Genomic DNA, 2,751 nt, shown 5'->3' with positions numbered 1-2,751 from the left:
ACAAGGATGAGATTCTTCACTGACGTTCAGAATGACAAAAGCGAGATTCTTCACTGTCGTTCAGAATGACAAGTATAATGTCATCCTGAGACTTACAGTATAAGAACGACCCTCGAAGGATCTCGCATAATTAACAAAGTTTCTAAAGAACTGGAGCGACCTGTACTCGCTCAAAGCAGAGGAGGCATAAAATGAAAAAAATGATACCAATTATAATAACAATAATCATACTACTAACCCCTATCACTACTCTAGCCATGAACATTCCTGGATACGAAGGGGGAATCCAAAACGAAAGCAATTATAAAGAAGTAATATTTGTAACGGGAAAACCCATTATAATGGAAGGAACCCTAACCATAAAAACAAAAGAAAAAGATAACACTATAACGGAAACCTATAGATATGATTTAGAAAACCCAGGGGAAGATGCTAAACTAAGCAGAAATATTACCATCATTACCACATTAGAACCTAAAGGTAACCAAACTAGCTCTACTCGTACTTTGGACAAATACACTGAAACCATAAATATAAATGGGAAACGCTATGAAGTAAGACATAATAAAAAAAACCAGGACTATCCTTGGAACCAAAGCACCATAACACACAACACCCCACTATTAGAATACAATGCAGGAGATATGTCAGCAAGAAAAACCTATACCATAGATAGGGGAGCAGAAAAGGTAACAGTAGAAAGTCATGGCAAATTGGTAGGCTATGAAAGTCCATGGTCAGCAACAGAAACCCAATCCATCGAACATATAATAAACTATGAAAACCCTTTGAACCCTGATGATAATTGGGAAGGTTCTGCCACAGTTGAAGTATCTTATAATAGAACTAAAGACTATTCCTACTCTGAAAACGCCCCAAGACAAATTAGTTTTAGAGAAGGAGTAACCATAACAGAAACCTATGAAAATGTATTAAAATATATCTATGACCTACCTAGAATGACTAACAACACCATAGTAAAAGGTAGAAATCTAGGGAAGAATTCCTTTACTATGGATACAGTCCCTTATAACAAGAGACTATCCATACCAGCAGCAAGGGATATTTTAGGACATGAAAGGGAAGGAGAATTATTCCTTTTAGCCAGTATGGAAGCATTAGCTTTAAATAGCAATTATTTAGGACCAGATACCCCTATTAGTAGAGGGGATTTTGCAAAATCCATCGTCAATTCAATGGATATCCAAATAGAAAAGGAAGAAGAAACTAGGTCCCGTAGATCTAGAAGAAGAAGAGAAGAACCAGAACCACCCCTATTTAGAGACGTAGATAAAGACCATAGAAACTTTGACTATATTGAAGAAGTAGGCAAAAGAGGTATAATGTTAGGTATAGACAAAGATAAATTCTATCCAGATGAACCATTAAGTCGTGCCGAAGCCTATGCCACCATAATAAGACTATTAGGACTAGAAAATAACTTAGCCCCAAGAAACAAAAACTATACCACTGGATATAAAGACGATGCAAATATACCCCTTTGGGCAAAAGACTACATCTATATAGCCAAAGAGCTAGACATGGTAGATGGAGGAGATTATTTCTATCCTAATAGACCAATAACTAAAGGAGAATCATCAAAACTGATAGTAGACTTGATTAACTATATGCAAGAAGATTTAAGAACAGACTACAGAGAAAATCTACTCAATAATTAGGGGGAATTAAATATGACAAGCAAAAATAGAAAATACAAATACTTAGTTGGAGATCCTTCGAGGGTAAGCTTATCCTGCTATGCTCAGGATGACAGAGAGGATATTATCCTGAACATCAGCAAAGAACCACACCTCTGTCATTCGAAACACAGCAAAACCTCACACCTCTGTCATTCTGAACGAAGTGAAGAATCTCACTTCTGTCATCCAGAACATAGTGAAACCCCATACCTCTGTCATTCTGAACGAAGTGAAGAATCTCGCTTCTGTCATCCAGAACATAGTGAAGAATCTCACTTCTGTCATTCTGAACATAGTGAAACCCCATACCTCTGTCATTCTGAACGAAGTGAAGAATCTCGCTTTAAAAAACATAATCTCAAGATAATAAAAAAAATATCTACACTATTATTAATAATATCCTTACTACTAACACCAACACTATCCATAGCAGACTCACCATATAATGTAGACTATTTTTTAAACATAAAAAACATTATAGAACATAATTCTTTCTATGAACCAACAGAAGAAGAATTACTACAAGGAGCCATTAAAGGCTTGTTCCAAAGCCTAGACCCAAATAGCCAATACTATACTCAAGAAGAATTCCAAACTCTATGGGAAGATATTTCTGGTGATTTTGTAGGAATAGGGGTATATATCAAAGAGGAAAAAGATTCTATAATAATTACAGAACCTATAAAGGGAAGTCCAGCCTACAAAGCAGGAATCAAACCAGGGGACAAACTAATCTCCGTAGATGGAAAAAATGTAGAAGGTAAATCCTTAGAAGAAGTAACTAGCCTAATAAAAGGAGAACCAGGTACTTCTGTGAGAATAGGGGTCAACAGACAAGAAAAAAACATCCAAGTAAATATAAAGAGAGCAGAAATAAAAATCAATCCAGTAGAATATAAGATATTAAAAGATAAAATTGGGTATATAAAAATAAGTCAGTTCAACCCTAATACCTATGAAAACCTAGTATCTGCCTTGAAGAAACTTGACAAAGAAAATATTTCCAGTATAATAATAGACCTAAGGGACAACCCTGGTGGACTTTTGGGAG

2 protein-coding genes are annotated in these 2,751 nt (G+C 35.6%); both read left to right on the top strand.

Going from position 1 to position 2,751, the window contains the following annotated elements; translation table 11 throughout:
- Positions 1–191 precede the first annotated feature (191 nt).
- Positions 192–1,679 carry an S-layer homology domain-containing protein gene (locus VK998_RS07800; protein ID WP_325227373.1) on the top strand — a complete coding sequence of 496 codons (1,488 nt, stop codon included), beginning with the start codon at positions 192–194 and terminating at the stop codon, positions 1,677–1,679.
- 12 nt (positions 1,680–1,691) lie between these two features.
- A partial coding sequence (locus tag VK998_RS07795; protein ID WP_325227371.1) for a S41 family peptidase occupies positions 1,692–2,751 on the top strand: 1,060 nt, incomplete at its 3' end.

It is taken from the genome of Schnuerera sp. (assembly GCF_035459645.1).
Lineage (GTDB): Bacteria > Bacillota > Clostridia > Tissierellales > Tepidimicrobiaceae > Schnuerera.
This window is presented reverse-complemented; position numbering and strand designations above follow the sequence as displayed.

Excerpts from the sequence above, each read along its gene's own strand:
- VK998_RS07800 (WP_325227373.1), top strand. The coding sequence starts at position 192 with ATGAAAAAAATGATACCAATTATAATAACAATAATCATACTACTAACC.